Source organism: Streptomyces sp. NPDC015171 (assembly GCF_043079545.1).
Lineage (GTDB): Bacteria > Actinomycetota > Actinomycetes > Streptomycetales > Streptomycetaceae > Streptomyces.
On record NZ_JBIBUO010000027.1, the window covers coordinates 1 to 17103 of the forward strand.

The 17103-nt window shown below is 73.3% G+C and carries 14 protein-coding genes and 3 riboswitches; of the genes, 13 read left to right on the plus strand and 1 reads right to left on the minus strand.

The features are described 5' to 3' along the window. Positions 1–131: 131 nt before the first annotated feature. Positions 132–1541, minus strand: a complete 1410-nt coding sequence (locus ACF073_RS38585; RefSeq protein WP_392076179.1) for a hypothetical protein — start codon at positions 1539–1541, stop codon at positions 132–134. A gap of 279 nt (positions 1542–1820) precedes the next feature. Then, positions 1821–1968, plus strand: a riboswitch (cobalamin riboswitch). Between the two features lie 115 nt (positions 1969–2083). Here ACF073_RS38585 and ACF073_RS38590 point away from each other — a divergent pair. The 13 genes from ACF073_RS38590 (at position 2084) to ACF073_RS38650 (ending at position 17063) form a co-directional block, all read left to right on the plus strand. After that, positions 2084–4831 (plus strand): prenyltransferase/squalene oxidase repeat-containing protein, encoded by a 2748-nt coding sequence (locus tag ACF073_RS38590; RefSeq protein WP_392076180.1) that lies wholly within the window; start codon positions 2084–2086, stop codon positions 4829–4831. After that, the gene (locus ACF073_RS38595) at positions 4828–5826 is read left to right on the plus strand and encodes a hypothetical protein (RefSeq protein ID WP_392076181.1); all 999 of its coding nucleotides are present in this window, start codon (positions 4828–4830) and stop codon (positions 5824–5826) included. The genes ACF073_RS38590 and ACF073_RS38595 overlap by 4 nt, the downstream gene beginning before the upstream one ends. Then, entirely contained in the window at positions 5823–6983 is a 1161-nt protein-coding gene (locus ACF073_RS38600) for an energy-coupling factor transporter transmembrane component T (protein ID WP_392076182.1), read from the plus strand. Before ACF073_RS38595 ends, ACF073_RS38600 begins: the two co-directional genes overlap by 4 nt. After that, positions 6980–8620: an ABC transporter ATP-binding protein gene (locus tag ACF073_RS38605; RefSeq protein ID WP_392076183.1), complete on the plus strand. Its 1641-nt coding sequence runs from the start codon at positions 6980–6982 to the stop codon at positions 8618–8620. Before ACF073_RS38600 ends, ACF073_RS38605 begins: the two co-directional genes overlap by 4 nt. Then, positions 8617–9429: an ECF transporter S component gene (locus ACF073_RS38610; RefSeq protein ID WP_392076184.1), complete on the plus strand. Its 813-nt coding sequence runs from the start codon at positions 8617–8619 to the stop codon at positions 9427–9429. The genes ACF073_RS38605 and ACF073_RS38610 overlap by 4 nt, the downstream gene beginning before the upstream one ends. A 79-nt stretch (positions 9430–9508) precedes the next feature. Then, a riboswitch (cobalamin riboswitch) is annotated at positions 9509–9703 on the plus strand. Positions 9704–9930: 227 nt separating this feature from the next. Then, the gene (locus ACF073_RS38615; RefSeq protein ID WP_392076185.1) at positions 9931–11454 is read left to right on the plus strand and encodes a CoA-acylating methylmalonate-semialdehyde dehydrogenase; all 1524 of its coding nucleotides are present in this window, start codon (positions 9931–9933) and stop codon (positions 11452–11454) included. A gap of 7 nt (positions 11455–11461) precedes the next feature. After that, complete coding sequence (locus tag ACF073_RS38620; protein WP_392076186.1) at positions 11462–12610, plus strand: acyl-CoA dehydrogenase family protein; 1149 nt, start codon at positions 11462–11464, stop codon at positions 12608–12610. Continuing rightward, entirely contained in the window at positions 12607–13683 is a 1077-nt protein-coding gene (locus ACF073_RS38625; protein ID WP_392076187.1) for an enoyl-CoA hydratase/isomerase family protein, read from the plus strand. Before ACF073_RS38620 ends, ACF073_RS38625 begins: the two co-directional genes overlap by 4 nt. Beyond that, the gene (gene mmsB / locus ACF073_RS38630; RefSeq protein ID WP_392076188.1) at positions 13680–14576 is read left to right on the plus strand and encodes a 3-hydroxyisobutyrate dehydrogenase; all 897 of its coding nucleotides are present in this window, start codon (positions 13680–13682) and stop codon (positions 14574–14576) included. The genes ACF073_RS38625 and mmsB overlap by 4 nt, the downstream gene beginning before the upstream one ends. After that, the gene (locus ACF073_RS38635; protein ID WP_392076189.1) at positions 14573–15364 is read left to right on the plus strand and encodes an enoyl-CoA hydratase; all 792 of its coding nucleotides are present in this window, start codon (positions 14573–14575) and stop codon (positions 15362–15364) included. Before mmsB ends, ACF073_RS38635 begins: the two co-directional genes overlap by 4 nt. 75 nt (positions 15365–15439) lie before the next feature. Continuing rightward, positions 15440–15577: riboswitch (cobalamin riboswitch) on the plus strand. A gap of 38 nt (positions 15578–15615) precedes the next feature. Continuing rightward, positions 15616–15828 carry a CbtB-domain containing protein gene (locus tag ACF073_RS38640; RefSeq protein ID WP_392076190.1) on the plus strand — a complete coding sequence of 71 codons (213 nt, stop codon included), beginning with the start codon at positions 15616–15618 and terminating at the stop codon, positions 15826–15828. Positions 15829–15850: 22 nt separating this feature from the next. Then, positions 15851–16603 (plus strand): CbtA family protein, encoded by a 753-nt coding sequence (locus ACF073_RS38645; RefSeq protein WP_392076191.1) that lies wholly within the window; start codon positions 15851–15853, stop codon positions 16601–16603. 124 nt (positions 16604–16727) lie between these two features. Then, positions 16728–17063, plus strand: a complete 336-nt coding sequence (locus tag ACF073_RS38650; RefSeq protein WP_392076192.1) for a hypothetical protein — start codon at positions 16728–16730, stop codon at positions 17061–17063. The last annotated feature ends 40 nt before the right edge of the window (positions 17064–17103 follow it).

Sequence of the window (17103 nt, forward strand, 5' to 3'; positions counted from 1 at the left end):
CTACCAGGTACGACAAGACCACTGAGTCTTACGAAGCAGCCGTCACCCTCGCCTCACTCCTGATGTGGGCGTGACATTTGACGACAGAACCTAGGACCCGCGGCGGGGCGGGGCCCAGGCCGGCGGTGTCCTCAGACGCCCCAGCGCAGGGCGATCGTGTCACCGACGCTCACGACCTTGCCCCGCGTCGCGGAGGCGAAGGAGGAACCGTCGACACTGACCTTCCAGGTGTTGGAGCCGCTGTTCGCCTTGCCGTTCACGGCCGTGATGACACCGGCACCGGACGACGGCGTCAGCGAGGTGACACAGCCCGACGGGGCCGCGGCGGTCTTGGCCGCGTCGAGCACGGCACCGAGCGTGGTCGTCGTACCGGTCGGGGTGAGGGTGACGGCACACACCTTCGGCGTGCCGGAGCCGTCGTCCACGGTGAGCGCCAGCTTCGTCGCCGTACCCGAGGCGAGGGAGGACTGGGCCACCCACTGCGGGGCCCCGGGCGTCGTCGGGACCGGCGGCGCGGCGGTGAAGCCGCCGCCCGCCACGGCCCGCAGCCCGTCGATCGACGCGTACGCCGACGGCGAGGTGTCGGTGGGCAGGTACTTGAAGCCGCCGCCCGGGTTGAACTGCTGCGCGATGAGGAAGTCCACCGGCGTCTTGCTGTCCGCGGTGAGGAAGTCACCGGTCTGCGGGTCGATGCCGCAGGCGTTCAGTCCGGAGACGGCCCAGCCGTTGGAGTCGGTGTTGACACCGAACATGGCGTCGAAGGCACCCGTGCCGGACACCAGCTTGCCCTTGAGGAAGTCCTTGGCCTGCACGACGTCGGTGTCGGTGTTCGGCACGCCGGACACGCAGAGCGCGGCCATCGCGGCGCCCGTCATGTCGATGTCGCTGGCCGCGCCGAGCTGGCCCGGATTGCCCTCGGCCTTGCCGTAGTTCCAGCCGCCGTCGTTGTGCTGGTTGGCGCGGATGCGGGTGATCATCGAGTTGCGCAGCGCCTGCGGGACGCGGATCTGGCCGGACTGGGTCTTGGCGCCGTTCAGGGCGAGCGCCGCGAAGACGGTGCCGTTGAAGTTGGCCGACGGGCCGAAGTAGCCCGGCTCGGCGGTCTGCCAGTAGCTGTAGATGTTGGCGATCAGGTTGCGGGAGGCGGAGACACGGGACGGGTCGATGCCCGCGGCGTAGGCGTTGAGCGTGGCCCGCTCGTAGTCGGTGACCACCGGGCTGGCGGAGGGCCAGCTGCTCGTGGACAGCAGATCGCGGTAGACGGTTCTCGCGTTCTTGCTCGTGTCACCGCCGGGCGTCACGTCCACCGCGGCGGTCCCGGCCGAGGCGAGGGCGCTGAACGCCCACTCGTTGGACAGCCCGGAACCGGCGTACGAACCGTCGGCGGCCTGGAGCGACTTGAGGTAGGCGACACCGTTCGTCTTCGACGTGGCGATCTGCGCCGGGGTGGAGGTGGCCGCGGCGGGCAGCGTGGTCAGCGCGAAGGCGCCGAGGGCGGCGGAGGCGACGAGGACGGAACGACGGGACAGATGGCGGGACATGGCCTGCTCCTGGGATGAGGGGCGTCGGCCTGGCCCATGTCCGCCGGCTCCGGGGCACGGCGAGGCGTGGCCGCCGCCCGGAACGCGTGGACCGGCTTCCAGAGTGCTGCGCCGTCTGGGCATTCGGGCTCGGTCCGGCCCCCTGCCGTCCCACACCGCTGCGCGTCAGCCCCGGACTCCCACCGGGTTCCCCCACTCGGCAGTCCGGGACGGTACCTGACGTGCGGCCGGGCCGCCAGCGCTCCCGGAGGCCGTCCGTCACGGCACGCCGGGCCCGTCTTGACGCCTCCTGTGAACCGTGCTCAAATCCCGCTGATAAGCAACGAGTTCCAGGGGAAGCCGGTCGAAGTCCGGCGCTGACCCGCAACCGTGGGCCCGGCCTTCCGCCGGGCGAGCCGGAATGCCTGGGGCGTGATCACGAGCAACAGACGCCGTCGTGGACTGCGGCGTGGTGCGACCAGCTTCCGGACACAGGGATTCCCCGTTCCCCGGAGGCCCTCTGCCACGTCCGCGCACGCGCCGGCCGGCACGAGGGGGCCGTGGTGGGGACCGAGAGACGAAGAAGCGCGGGGGCGGGCAGAGTGCCGCGGCGTCCGACGGCGCTGGTGGCGGCCTGGCTCATGGCGCTGGCGGCCGGTGTGGCGTTCCTCACGACGCCGGCGACCGCCGCCGGACCGGTCGGCGGGTGCACGGCCGCCGAGGGCGCCGTCGTCGCCGTCGACTTCGGACCGTTCGCCGGCAAGGTCGAGCGGGGCTGCGACACCACCCCGACCACGGGCTTCGATCTCCTGCACGACGCCGGCTTCACCACCGCCGGCACCGTGCACGACGGCGACGGGTTCATCTGCCGCATCGGCCTCCCCTCGTTCAAGTCGGGCAAGCAGTTCCCGACCCGGGACAAGGAGCGCTGTGACGCCACCCCCCAGGCCACCGCGTACTGGTCCTACTGGATCGCCTCGCCCGGCGACGACGACTGGACCTACAGCCCGTACGGGGCGAAGATGCGCACGCTGAAGCCCGGCGACGTGGACGCCTGGGTGTACGGCGGCACCGACCTGGGCGGCGCCGGCGGCGAGCCCCGGTTCACGCCCGACGACGTGCGGATCGGCAGGGTCTCCCTGACCGCCGCCGCGAGCTGGCTCTCCGGCCGGCTCACGGACGGTGAGCGGATCGTCCAGGACGGCTCCACCACCACCGACTACGCGCTGACCGCCGACGCGGCCTACGCGCTGGCGGCCGTCCGCGGGCAGGGCACCGCCCTGTACAAGGTCACCGACTTCCTCTCCCGCAACGCCGACGACTACGTCTACGCGGCCGGCAAGGACCAGGGACCCGACACCGGGGCCAGCGCCCGGCTCGCGCTGCTCGCCGAGATCACCAGGACCGACCCGCGCAAGTTCGGCGGCCGGGACCTCCTCGCCGACCTGACCGACAACGTCTGCCCCGCGGACTCCGACCCCGACAAGAACCCGGGCTGCACCGCGGAGGGCGACTTCAAGAACGCCGCCGTCACCGAGCAGCAGGCGCTGGCCGTGCTCGCCCTGCTGCGCGCGGGAGCGATCCCGCCGGCCGCCACCGTCGACCGGCTGGTCAAGCTCCGCTGCGAGGACGGCGGCGTCTCCAGCGTCCTCACCCCGCCCGGCGAGGAGTGCGCCGGCGAGACCGTCCCGACCGCGCTGGTCGCCCTCGTGCTGCACAAGGCTGGCGGGCATGACGACGCCGTCGCCGCGGCGCGGGCCTTCCTGACGAAGGAACAGCACAAGGACGGCTGGTTCCCCGCCGACCCCAGCGCCACCAGCGGCAGCGTCGAGGCGACCGCGTACGCCGCCCAGCTGCTGCGCGCGCTCGGCGACAAGGACCGAGCGGAGGCCGCCGTCGGATGGCTCTCCGGGCAGCAGCTGGCGGGCGGCGGCTTCGGCTACGAGGGCGGTGACACCGAGCCGGCCCTCTCGCCGGTCCCGCGGGTCGTCCTGGCCGGCGCCGGCACCAGCCTGGCCGCCCTGACCGCGAAGGACGACCGCTCCACCACACCGCCGACCGACCCCACGGACCCGACCGACCCCACGGACCCGACGGACCCGACGGACCCGACCGATCCGCCGGGCACCGGCCCCGACCTGAAGAAGGGTGTCGCCTACCTCACTAAGGCGGCCAACCTCAAGGGCGGCACGTACTACGACGACGGATTCGGCTCCGGCCGCGCCGACTTCGGCCTCACCATCGACGGCGCCTACGCCCTCGCCGCCACCGGGCTGAACGACGCCAGGCTGCGAAGCGTCGTCGACTTCCTCGACCACGCCGGCCGGGACGGCGCCGGCCGCACCGTCAACGACTGGACCGGTATCGGCACCGCCTACGCGGGCGGCGGCTCCATCGGCAAGACGGCACTGCTCGCCGAGGCCGTCGGCCGCGACCCGCGCGACTTCGCCGGACACGACCTCATCGCCGCGCTGGACAAGGCCGTCTGCGCCAAGCCCAGCACCGCACCGGACCGTTCCTGCGCCGGCAAGGGCGCCTACACCTACGCCCCGTCCGTGTTCTCCCAGGCGCTGGCCGTGATGGCTCAGCTGCGGGCGGGCGAGAAGACCTCGGCGGAGCGGCCGGTCGCCTACCTGAAGGGGCTCCAGCACTCCAACGGCGCCTGGCCGAGCCTGATCCCGCCCACGGACGACTCCGACGTCGACTCCACCGCCATCGCCGCCATGGCCCTCGACCTCGCGGGCGGCCCCGACGCGGACAAGGCCGTGGACAAGGCGCTCGCCTGGATCGCGTCCGAGCAGCTGCCCGACGGAGGGTTCCCGGGAGCGGCCGGTGACTCCGTCAACTCGGCCGCGCTCGCCGTGCAGGGCCTCTCCCTCGACGCGGGCAAGTACGCCGCCCAGATCGCCGATGCCCGCGAGTTCCTCGCCTCCCAGCAGAACACCGACGGCGGGTTCCGGGTGGCCAAGGAGGGACAGGACGGCTCCGACCTGCGCGCCTCCACCCAGGCCGTCGGCGGCGCCACCGGCATCTCCTTCGCCACGCTGGAGCGCAGTCTCACCGGCACTTCTCCGCAGCCCGCGCCCAGCCCCAGCCCCAGCTCCAGTGCCCCCGACATCATCACCACCGGCGACAGCGGCGGCGCGGGCGACGGCGGGACCACCGCGAACGGCGGCGGAGGCGGCGGCGTGCTCGCCTCCACCGGTGCCCAGGTGGGCACCCTCGCCGCGCTCGCCGCGCTGCTGGTCCTCGCCGGCTGGCGCACGGTCGCCGTCGCCCGCCGCCGTACGAACAAGGGGAGCGGACGATGATCCCCGCCCTCTCCCGCCGGATCTCCGCGCGCTCCCGCCGGACCCCCGCGGCCTCCCGCGGGGCGGCGGCAGCGCGCCTGCTGCGCGTGCCGGCCGCGCTCGGCCTGACGGTCGCCGCGGTCGCCGCGACCGGTACGCCGGCCGCCGCCGACCCCCAGCCGATGGGGCGCTGCACCACCACCTCCGGCGCGGTGCTCGCCGTCGACTTCAGCCACTGGGGCGGCCCCGTCCTGCGCTCCTGCGGCACGACCCCGACCACCGGGTACGAACTGCTCAACCAGGGCGGCTGGCGCACCACCGGCACCGGGCACGACGGCCCGGCGTTCATCTGCCGCATCGGCTACAGCGGCTACAAGGGCGGCAAGCAGTACCCCACGCCCGCCCAGGACGACTGCGTGCTCACGCCGCCCGCCACCGCCTACTGGTCGTACTGGCACGCCGACCCGGGGGCCACGGACTGGAGCTACAGCCAGCTCGGCGCGATGCTGTACAAGCCCAAGCCGGGCAGCGTCGACCTGTGGATCTTCGGCGGCACGAACATCGAGGGGACCCAGGGACGGCCCAGGATCACACCGGACCAGCTGCGCGCCCACAACACCAAGCCGCAGGGCGGCGCGGGCAAGCCGGCCTCCGGTGACAAGGCACCCCCGCTGCCGCCGGACGTGGACACCGGCCCGGCACCCGAGCGGCACACCACCGCGCCGGCCGGGCCGGCCGAGGCCGCACCGGGCAAGAAGGCGAAGGAGAAGCCGAAGAAGGAGCCGAAGCCCAGCGAGACCGCGAGCCCGGCACCGTCCCCCACCCCCAGTGCCACCGCGGGCGCCCCGGCCGCACCCTCGCCGAGCACCGGCACCCGGGTGGTCGACGCCGCCCCGGCCGCCGACGCCCAGCACGACTCCGGTTCGATCGTCCCCGTGGCCACGGGCGCCGGACTGGTCGTACTCATCGGCGGCGCGGCGGCGTTCGTCGCCCGCCGGCGCCGTCGCGCCGAGTGACCGCGGTGGCCCGTACGACCGTCGAGGCGTCCCCGGCCGCCGCGGTGCCCGACCGCGGCGGCCGGCGCCTGCCGCGCACCCTGCACCCCGTCGCCTGGTGGGTGTGGGCCCTCGCCCTCGCCACCGCCGTCAGCCGCACCGACAACCCGCTGCTGCTGTTCCTCGTGCTCGCCGTCCTCGGCTACGTCGTCACCGCACGCCGTACCGAGGCCCCCTGGGCGCGGGGCTTCAAGTACTACCTCTACCTGGCCCTCACGGTCGTCGCGATCCGGGTCGCCTTCCGTGCCGTGTTCGCCACCGGCATCACCCCGCACGACCACTTCCTCTTCTCCCTGCCGCACATCCCCACCCCCGACTGGTACGCGGGCATCAAGATCGGCGGCCCGGTGTCGCTTGAGGCACTGCTGTCCTCGGCCACGGACGGACTGCGGCTGGCCTGCATGCTGTGCTGCATCGGCGCCGCCAACACCCTCGCCAACCCCAAACGCGCCCTGCGCGTGCTGCCCGGCGCCCTGTACGAACTGGGAGTGGCCGTCACCGTCGCGATCAGCGTGGCCCCGCAGCTCGTGCAGAGCGTGCAGCGCGTCGCCCGGGCGAAGAAGCTGCGGGCCGGGCGCACCCAGGGGATGAAGGCGCTGCGCGGCATCGTGGTCCCGGTCCTCGAGGACGCCCTCGAACGGTCCCTGCGGCTGGCCGCCGCCATGGACTCGCGCGGCTACGGCCGGGCGGGCACCGCGACGCGCCGCTCCCGTCGGGTCACCGGCGCGCTGATGCTGCTGGGCATGTGCGGGCTGTGCGCCGGCGCGTACGGGCTGCTCGACGCCACGGCGCCCGCCTTCCTGGGCCTGCCGGCGATGGCCTGCGGGGCCGCGCTGTGCGTCGCGGGCCTGCGCCTCGGCGGCCGACGCGTCACCCGCACCACCTACCGCCCCGACCCCTGGCGGCTGGCCGAATGGGCCGTGGCCGGCAGCGGGGTGCTGTCCGCCGTGCTGCTCTTCGGCAACCTCGGCTACGACCCCGCCCAGCTCAACCCCACCTTCTACCCGCTGACCTGGCCCGGTCTGCCGCTGGTGCCGACCCTTGCCATCCTCCTCGCCGGCACCGCGGGTCTGCTCGCACCGCCGCCAAGCCCCGTCCGGAGAGCCGACGCCCCGTGATCACCTTCGACCAGGTCACCGTCCAGTACGACGACACGCCCGAGCCTGCCCTGCGCGACATCGACCTCACGGTGGAGGAGGGCGAACTCTGCCTCGTCGTCGGACACACGGGTGTCGGCAAGTCGACCCTGCTCGGCGCCGTGAACGGGCTGGTTCCGCACTTCACGGGCGGCACGCTGTACGGCCGCGTCATCGTCGACGGCCGCGACACCGCCGACCATCCGCCGCGCGAACTGGCCGATGTCGTCGGCGTGGTGGGCCAGGACCCGATCGACGGCTTCGTCACCGACACCGTCGAGGAGGAGCTGGCCTACGCCATGGAGCAGCTGGCGATCCCGCCGGCCACCATGCGCAAGCGTGTCGAGGAGACCCTGGACCTGCTCGGCCTCGCCGACCTGCGCCACCGCGCCCTGCACGAACTCTCCGGCGGCCAGCAGCAGCGGGTCGCCATCGGCTCCGTGCTCACCGCCCACCCCCGCGTCCTGGTCCTGGACGAACCCACTTCCGCGCTCGACCCGACCGCGGCCGAGGAGGTCCTCGCCGCCGTCACCCGGCTCGTCCACGACCTCGGCGTCACCGTCCTGATGGCCGAGCACCGCCTGGAACGGGTCGTCCAGTACGCGGACCGCGTGATCCATCTGCCCGGTGACGGCCGCGCCCGCATCGGCGAGCCCGCCGAGATCCTGCGTACGTCGACGATCGCGCCGCCCATCGTGGAACTGGGCCGGACCGCGGGCTGGTCCCCGCTGCCGCTGTCGGTCCGCGACGCGCGCCGGGCCGCCGCACCCCTGCGGGCCCGCCTCGCCGACCGGACCCCGGACCCGGTACGCCCGCGGCCCGCCGACGATCCGCCCCGCCTGCTGAGCGCACGCGGCATCACCGTCGCCTACCGGGGCGTTCCCGCCGTCCGGGAGGCGGACCTCGAACTGCGTGCGGGTGAGGTCACGGCGCTCATGGGCCGCAACGGCTCGGGGAAGTCGTCCCTGCTGTGGGCCCTGCAGGGCTCAGGACCGCGAAGGGCCGGGCGCGTCGAGGTGCGCGACGGGCACGGCGGCACCGATCCGCACGCCGTGCGGGCGGCGCAGGCCCGCCGGCTGGTCGGCCTGGTCCCGCAGACCCCCTCCGACCTGCTGTACCTGGAGAGCGTCAAGGCGGAACTCGACCAGGCGGACGCCGAGTCGGGGCAGGAGGCGGGCACCGGGCCGACGGCCCGTGCGGTCCTGGACCGGCTCGCGCCCGGCATCGGCGACGCCACCCATCCCCGGGACCTGTCGGAGGGGCAGAAACTCGCGCTGGTCCTCGCCGTCCAGCTCTCCGCAGCACCCCGGGTCGTCCTGCTGGACGAACCGACCCGTGGCCTGGACTACCGGGCCAAGACGGCCCTGACCGGCATCGTGGACGCCCTGGCGGCCGAGGGCCGTGCGGTCGTCATCTCCACCCATGACGTCGAGTTCGCCGCCCGCGCCGCCGACCGCGTGGTCGTCATGGCCGAGGGGGACATCGTCGCCGACGGACCGGCCGCCGAAGTCATCGTCTCCTCACCGGTGTTCGCCCCGCAGACCGCGAAGATCCTGGCGCCCCTGCCGTTCGTGACGGTCGCCCAGGTCGCGCGGGCGGTTGCGGAGGACGCGACATGACGGCGGCCATCCGGCTCACCCCGCGCGTCGGTGTCGTCGTCGCGCTGGCCGCCTTCCTCGGCGCGGTCGCCTTCTTCTGGCCGTTCGTGGTGGCGCCCGGCACGTTCGGCTCGAACTACGCGCCGCCGCTGATCTTCGGCGTCCTGCTGGTCCTCGTCCTGTGCGTCGTGCTGTCGGAGATCGCCGAGGGCGGCATCGACTCCAAGGCGCTCGCCATGCTGGGCGTCCTGTCCGCCGTCAACGCGGCCCTGCGACCCCTGGGCGCGGGAACGGCCGGCATCGAGACCGTCTTCTTCGTCCTGGTCCTCGCGGGGCGGGTGTACGGTCCCGGCTTCGGCTTCGTCCTCGGCTGCACCTCGCTGTTCGCCTCCGCGCTCATCACCGGCGGGGTCGGGCCGTGGATGCCGTACCAGATGTTCGGCTGCGCGTTCGTCGGGATGCTCGCCGGGTTCCTGCCCCGTGCCACGGGCCGGCGCGAGGTGCTGCTGCTCGCCGGCTACGGATCGGTCTCCGGCTATCTCTTCGGCTTCCTGCTCAACCTCTCCTTCTGGCCGTTCTCGCTGGACCCGAACAGCTCCATCGCCTACCTGCCCGGCCTGCCCTTCACCGAGCAGTGGCACCGGTACATCGCCTTCGACCTGGCGACGTCGCTGGGCTGGGACACCGGGCGCGCGGTCACCAACTTCGTCTGCGTGCTGCTGGCGGGCCCTGCGGTGCTGACGACGTTCCGCCGTGCGGCGCGCAGGGCCAGGTTCCGGGCGCCCGTGCGCTTCGCGGCACCGCGGCCGGCCGAGTCCGACCCCGGCTGACCGGCCGCCCGGCGCGCGGCGCGCGGCCGGCCGCGACGCTCCCGCGTACGACCGGAAGAAGCGGCCGGGGTGGATTTACTAGGACGTCCAACTATATAGTCGCGAGTGAAGGCCCGCGGTGCAGGGAAGCCGGTGTGATTCCGGCACGGTCCCGCCACTGTGACCGGGGAGTACGCCGTCGAGCAGCACGCCACCGACGAGTGGGATGTCGGGAAGGCGGACGGCGCGCGCTGATCCGGGAGTCAGGATACCGGCCGCGGGATGTTCCGTGTTGTCCACGAGGATGGAGCTGACACGCATGGCACCGGTGCGCATCCACGACCCCGGCGGACCTCGCCCCATACGTCGACGTCCGCACGCGACCCCCGTAGCCGTCGGCTGACGGTCCACGCCGTACGCGTTCTCACGCCACCCCCGCACGCCCGCGCACGCCACCGCGTCCGCGCGTGCCGGACCGGCGTGCCATCCCGGATCACCCTCACCTGACGAGAGCAGGAGCCCATGATCCGTCCGAACGACCCCGCCGGCATCCGCGAGTTGACCCACTTCGTCGGCGGCAAGCACACCCCGGGCACATCGGGGTCCTACGGCGACGTGTACGACCCCAACACCGGTGCGGTCCAGGCCCGCGTGCCGCTCGCGAACCGGGCCGAGACCGAGGCGGCGATCGAGGTCGCGGCGGAGGCCCAGCGCGAGTGGGGCGAGTGGAACCCGCAGCGCCGCGCCCGTGTCCTGCTGCGCTTCCTGCACCTCGTCGAAGAGGAGAAGGACGCACTGGCACGGCTGCTCTCCGCCGAGCACGGCAAGACCATCGCCGACGCCCACGGCGACATCCAGCGCGGCCTGGAGGTCGTGGAGTTCGCGGCCGGCATCCCGCATCTGCTCAAGGGCGAGTTCACCGACAACGCCGGCACCGGCATCGACGTCCACTCGCTGCGCGCGCCCCTCGGTGTCGTCGCCGGCATCACGCCGTTCAACTTCCCCGCGATGATCCCCCTCTGGAAGGCCGCGTCGGCGCTGGCCTGCGGCAACGCATTCATCCTCAAACCCTCCGAGCGCGACCCCTCGGTGCCCCTCAGGCTCGCCGAACTCTTCCTGGAGGCGGGCCTGCCGCCCGGCGTCCTCAACGTCGTCAACGGCGACCGGGAAGCCGTCGACACCCTCCTCCAGGACCCGCGGGTCGCCGCCCTCGGCTTCGTCGGCTCCACGCCCGTCGCCGCGCACGTCTATGCCACCGCCGCCGCCCACGGCAAGCGCGCCCAGTGCTTCGGCGGCGCCAAGAACCACCTGATCGTGATGCCGGACGCCGACCTCGACCAGGCGGTGGACGCCCTGATCGGCGCCGGGTACGGCTCGGCGGGCGAGCGCTGCATGGCCGTCTCGGTCGCCGTCCCCGTCGGCGAGGAGACCGCCGACGCGCTGGTCGCCCGACTGAAGGAACGCATCGCGGGACTGCGCATCGGCCGCAGCGACGACCCCGAGGCCGACTTCGGCCCGCTGGTCGGCCGGGACGCGCTGGACCGGGTCCGCTCCTATGTTGGCCTCGGCGTCGAGGAGGGCGCCGAACTCGTCGTCGACGGACGCGACTTCGTCCTGCCCGGGCACGAGAACGGCTTCTTCGCCGGTGCCTCCCTCTTCGACCGGGTCACCCCGGCGATGCGCATCTACCAGGAGGAGATCTTCGGCCCCGTCCTGTCGGTCGTACGCGCCGCCGACTACGCCGAGGCCCTGCGCCTGCCCAGCGAGCACACCTTCGGCAACGGCGTCGCGATCTTCACCCGTGACGGAGACACCGCCCGCGACTTCACCCGGCGCGTGAACACCGGCATGGTCGGCGTCAACGTACCCATCCCGGTGCCGGTCGCCTACCACACCTTCGGCGGCTGGAAGCGCTCCGGCTTCGGCGACCTGAACCAGCACGGTCCCGACGCCATCCGCTTCTACACCCGCACCAAGACCGTCACCTCCCGCTGGCCGGCCGGTCTGCGGGAGGGCGCCAGCTTCACGATCCCCACGATGGGCTGACCGCCGTATGACCACCACCCTGCTCACCGAGGACCAGCAGGCCCTCGTCGAGACCACCCTCGACTTCGCCCAGGACCACCTCGCGCCGCACGCCCTGGACTGGGACCGCGACAAGCACTTCCCCGTGGACGTGCTGCGCAAGGCGGCCGGGCTCGGCCTCGGCGGTGTCTACGTCCGCGAGGAGTCCGGCGGCTCCGGCCTCAGCCGGACCGACGGCGTGCTCGTCTTCGAGATCCTCGCCACCGGCTGCCCCTGCATCGCCGCCTACCTCTCCATCCACAACATGGTCGCCTGGATGATCGACCGCTTCGGCGACGACGCCCAGCGCGAGCGGTGGCTGCCCCGGCTGTGCGCGATGGACGACCTCGCCGGCTACTGCCTGACCGAGCCGGGCGCCGGCTCGGACGCGGCGGCCCTGACCACCCGGGCCGTCCGCGACGGCGACGACTACGTGCTCACCGGCGTCAAACAGTTCATCTCCGGCGCGGGCACCGCCCAGCTGTACGTCGTCATGGCCCGTACCGGCGGCTCCGGCGCCGGCGGCGTCTCGGCGTTCGTGGTCGACAAGGACGACCCGGGCGTCACCTTCGGTCCGAACGAACGCAAGATGGGCTGGAACGCCCAGCCCACCCGCCAGGTCGTCCTGGACGGTGTACGGCTGCCCGCCGACCGGCTCCTCGGCCGGGAGGGCGACGGCTTCCGCATCGCGATGCGGGGCCTGAACGGCGGGCGCCTCGGCATCGCCGCCTGCTCGCTCGGCGGCGCCCGCAGCGCCCTCGACCGCAGCCTGGCCCACCTCGCCGACCGGGAGGCCTTCGGCGCCCGCCTGCTCGACTCCCAGGCGCTGCGCTTCCGCCTCGCCGACATGGCGACCGAACTCGCCGCCGCCCGGGCCCTGGTGCAGCAGGCCGCCCAGGCCCTCGACCGGGCCGACCCGCAGGCCCCCTACCTGTGCGCGATGGCGAAGAGGTTCGCCACCGACACCGGGTACTCGGTGGCCGACCGGGCACTCCAGCTGCACGGCGGCTACGGCTACCTGAGCGAGTACGGCATCGAGAAGATCGTCCGTGACCTGCGGGTGCACCAGATCCTGGAAGGAACCAACGAGATCATGCGCGTCATCGTGGCCCGCGGCCTGACGGAGGCATTCGGATGAGCGGCACCGAGGACCCCGTCCTCTTCCACACCTGCGGACGGGCCGCCGTCATCACCCTCAACCGGCCCAGGGCGCTGAACGCCCTGAACCACGACATGGTCCGCCGCGTCGACGAGGCGCTGACCGCGTGGGAGCACGACCCGGACGTGCGCACGGTGGTCATCACCGGGGCCGGGGAGCGCGGCCTGTGCGCGGGCGGCGACATCCGCGCCGTCCACGACGACGCCCGCGACGGCGACGGCAGCGCCTCCGCCGCCTTCTGGCGCGACGAGTACCACCTCAACGCCCGCATCGCCCGCTACCCCAAGCCGTACGTCGCCCTCATGGACGGCATCGTCATGGGCGGCGGTGTCGGCGTCTCCGCGCACGGCAGCGTCCGCATCGTCACCGAACGCTCCCGGATCGCCATGCCGGAGACCGGCATCGGCTTCGTCCCCGACGTCGGCGGCACTTACCTGCTCGCCCTCGCCCCGGGCGAACTGGGCACCCACCTCGCGCTGACCGGCGCCCAGATCGGCGCGGGCGACGCCCTGCTGTGCGGCCTCGCCGACCACTACGTGCCCTCCGAGGCGCTCGGGCACCTCGTCGACGACCTCGCCGATCTGCCCGTGCACGACGCTCTGGCCCGGCACGTCCGGCCGGCGCCGCCGGCGCGGCTCGCGGCCCGGCGGGAGTGGATCGACGCCTGCTACGCAGGGGGCACGGTCGAGGAGATCCTGCGCCGACTGCTCGCCCAGGGCGGCCCGGACGCCAAGGAGGCCGCCGAGACCCTGCTCGCCAAGTCGCCCACCGCTCTCAAGGTCACCCTCGCCGCCCTGCGCCGCGCCCGGCACCTCGGCCCGCTGGAGCGGGTCCTCGACCAGGAGTACCGCGTCTCCTGCGCCGCCCTCGGCACCTCCGACCTGCTGGAGGGCATCCGCGCCCAGGTCATCGACAAGGACCGCGATCCGCACTGGTCCCCGGCCACCCTCGCCGAGGTCACCGACGCCGACGTCGGCCGCTTCTTCGCCCCGCTCGGCGACCGCGAACTCGGCCTCGCCGGATCCGACACCACCCCGGAGGCGGCCTGGTGAGCAGGACCGTCGCGTTCATCGGACTCGGGCACATGGGTGCCCCCATGGCCGCCAACCTGGTCAAGGCCGGGCACCGGGTGCGCGGCCACGACCTCGCGGCCGACGCCGTGGACGGCGCCGCACGGACGGGTGTCGAGGCCGCCGCCACAGCGGCCGAGGCGGTGGCCGGCGCCGACCTGGTCATCACCATGCTGCCCGCCGGACGGCACGTCCTGGACCTCTACGACACCCTGCTCCCGGCGGCCCGGCTCGGCACCCTCTTCGTCGACTGCTCCACCATCGACGTCGCCGACGCCCGCGCCGCCCACGAACGCGCCGCCGCCGCCGGGATGCGCGCCCTGGACGCACCCGTCTCCGGCGGCGTGGTCGGCGCCGAGGCCGCCACGCTCACCTTCATGGCCGGCGGGGGAGGGGCGGAGTTCGCCGAGGCACGGCCACTGCTGGAGGCCATGGGCAAGAAGGCCGTCCACTGCGGTGACGCCGGGGCCGGACAGGCCGCCAAGATCTGCAACAACATGATCCTCGGCATCTCCATGATCGCCGTCAGCGAGGCGTTCGTCCTCGGCGAGAGCCTGGGCCTGTCCCACCAGGCGCTGTACGACGTCGCCTCCACGGCGTCCGGGCAGTGCTGGGCCCTCAGCGTCAACTGCCCCGTCCCGGGCCCGGTCCCGGCGAGCCCGGCCAACCGGGACTACCGTCCCGGGTTCGCGGCCTCCCTCATGGCCAAGGACCTGGGCCTCGCGGCCAACGCGGTACGGGAGGGCGGGGTGCACGCCGAACTCGGGCTGCGCGCCGCCGAGGTGTACGCGGCCTATGCCGAACGGGTCGGCGCCGAGGAGGACTTCTCCGGCATCGTACGCACCATCAGGGAACAGAGCGGAGAGCACGCATGACCACGGAAGTACCCGTCGAGTACGAGACGATCCTCGTCGAACGCAGGGGCCGCACCGCCCTGCTCACCCTGAACCGGCCCAAGGCCCTCAACGCCCTCGACCTCCAGGTCATGCACGAGATGGCGGCCGCCACCGAGGCCCTGGACCGGGACCCGGACTGCGGCTGCATCGTGATCACCGGGTCGGCGAAGGCGTTCGCGGCCGGCGCCGACATCAAGGAGATGCAGCCGCAGGGCTACCTGGACATGTACCTCGCCGACTGGTTCGCCGCCTGGGACCGGCTCGGCCGGCTGCGCACCCCGACCGTGGCCGCCGTCGCCGGGTACGCCCTCGGCGGCGGCTGCGAACTCGCCATGCTCTGCGACATCCTGCTCGCCGCCGACACGGCCGTCTTCGGCCAGCCCGAGATCAAACTCGGCGTGATCCCCGGCATCGGCGGCTCCCAGCGGCTGACCCGGGCGGTCGGCAAGGCCAAGGCCATGGAGCTGTGCCTGACCGGGCGCACCATGGACGCGGCCGAGGCCGAGCGCGCCGGGCTCGTCTCCCGGGTCGTGCCCGCCGACGAACTGCTCAGCGAGGCCATGGCCGTGGCCGAGACCGTCGCGGGCATGTCGCTGCCGGTGGCGATGATGGCGAAGGAGGCGGTCGGACGGGCCTTCGAGACCACGCTCGCCGAAGGCGTCCGCTTCGAACGGCGGCTGTTCCACGCGGTGTTCGCGACCGCCGACCAGAAGGAGGGCATGGCCGCCTTCGCGGCCAAGCGCCCGCCGGAGTTCCGCCACCGCTGACCCACCCGGCACAGGACGGTGTCCGCCGGTGCGAGAGAAAGATCCCATCGAGCGGACACGGTCTTGGCCATGGTCCTGACACGCGGTACGGTCTGTGCGATATCGACGACGGTACTGCGGAAGCCGGTGGAAATCCGGCACGGTCGCGCCACTGTGTGCGAGAACCCCGGTGGGTGCTCGTGAGTCAGACCCGCGGCCGTCGTCCTGTGCACCACCGAGATGGGACGCGAGCTCCCAGAGGAGGTTCTGCCATGGCGCAGACCGTCGCCCAGCCGACAGCCACCACTCCCGCCAAGCTGCCGCTGAAGGCGATAGCTCCCTGGGCGGTCTTCTTCGGCATTCTCATGCTGGTCCTGCTGTACTTCGTCGGCGCCGAGCAGGGCGCCACGTCCGTGTTCAACGGCACGGACGTCCACGAGTGGGTCCACGACGCCCGCCACCTGCTCGGCTTCCCCTGCCACTGACGCGAGGGGACTCCGCACAGCCATGAACTCCGCAACCGTACGCAACCTCCTTGTGCGGGGCATGCTCGCCGGCCTCGCCGCCGGCGTGCTCGCCCTGATCGTGGCCTATCTCCTCGGTGAGCCGAGCGTGGACAAGGCGATCAGCTTCGAGGACGCCCACTCCCACGAGCACGAGATGGAGGTCGTCTCCCGCTCCCTGCAGTCCACCGCGGGCCTCGCCACCGGCGTCCTGGTCTACGGTGTCGCCTTCGGCGGCATCGCGGCGCTCGCCTTCTGCTTCGCGCTGGGCCGTGTCGGCCGCTTCGGCCCGCGTGCCACCGCGCTCCTGCTGTCGGGCTGCGCGCTGCTCGCCGTGTACGTCGTGCCGTTCCTGAAGTACCCGGCCAACCCGCCGTCGGTCGGCGAGCCCGACACCATCGGCAAGCGGACCACCCTGTACTTCCTGATGATGGTGCTCAGCGTCCTGCTGGCGGTCGGCGCCACCATCCTGGGCAAGCGCCTGGCGCCCAGCCTCGGTACCTGGTGGGCGACCGTCGCGGCGGTCGTCGCCTTCGCCGTGGTGATCGGCCTGGCCTACGAGTTCCTGCCGGTCGTCAACGAGGTCCCGGCGGACTTCCCGGCCGCCCTGCTGTGGCGGTTCCGGCTGTCCGCGCTGGCCATCCAGACGGCGCTGTGGGGCGGCTTCGGCCTCGCCTTCGGCGAGCTGGCCGAGCGGGTGCTGAACCCGGCCCCGGCGAGGGCCGCGAGCGAGCGGGCGGTTCCGGCCGCGCACTGATTCCATCCGGACAGCAGAGGGCCCTTGGGAACCATCCGAGGGCCCTCTCGCGTTCCCCGGACACCGAACAGAAGCACCGGACCGGCGGCTCGCGGAGCACTCAGGCGAGGAGCGGAGGAACCGAGTGGCCAGAACCCCCCAGCCGCGCCGCATCACCCTCGGTGGCCGCGAGGCGGTCGCCCTCACCGTGGCGGAGTACGAGCAACTGGTCGCCAGCCGACGGCAGATCGGCGGCCAGAGCGCCCGGGTCCGGGTGCTGGCGCAGCAGGCGAAGCGCACCGAACAGCTCCTGCACGACCTGGAGACACTGATCGGCACCCCCGGCGAGACCTGCCGGGGGCAGGCACAGCCCGCGCCCGCGAGGTGCCCGGACGTCGAGAGCACGCGCGGCGCCGACGCCGGCTGCCTGCGCTGCGCGGTGGCGGCGCTGCTGCGCCGCCACCGAGGCCCCGCGTCCTGAGCCGACGCCCCCCGGCACGCGGTGCGCGGGGGCGAGGGCC